This is a genomic window from Pseudomonas sp. HY2-MNA-CIBAN-0224 (assembly GCF_040310285.1).
Lineage (GTDB): Bacteria > Pseudomonadota > Gammaproteobacteria > Pseudomonadales > Pseudomonadaceae > Aquipseudomonas > Aquipseudomonas helleri.
The window spans coordinates 1-261 of record NZ_JBEOPQ010000636.1; the positions used below are offsets into that span (position 1 = coordinate 1).

The window sequence follows — 261 nt, forward strand, 5'->3', positions numbered from 1 at the left end:
TCCTCTTGCGGCAGTAATGGCAAAAAGCGATGACCGACTAAACGCCGCAAACTGTTAAAAAATCATTGATCCGACATGATGCCCGTGTCGGTATAGAGCGCAATTTGCCGGTATTGGATAATGAGTTTTAGTACAAAGCTTGCCAGCCCGTCTCCATATTCTGGATGCTGGCGTAAGATATCAATCAAATCCTGAATGTTTTCATTGGCGAGCGCAGGCTCTTTATCGCTCACCCGTAGCTCATCTATTAAGCGTTTTAGT

General features: G+C 45.2%; 1 protein-coding gene. It reads right to left on the reverse strand.

Translation table 11 applies throughout. From position 1 onward, the window contains the following. Positions 1 to 62: 62 nt before the first annotated feature. Positions 63 to 261: transporter-like protein (locus AAEZ03_RS27860; protein ID WP_350583144.1), on the reverse strand; the 199-nt coding region annotated here is incomplete at its 5' end.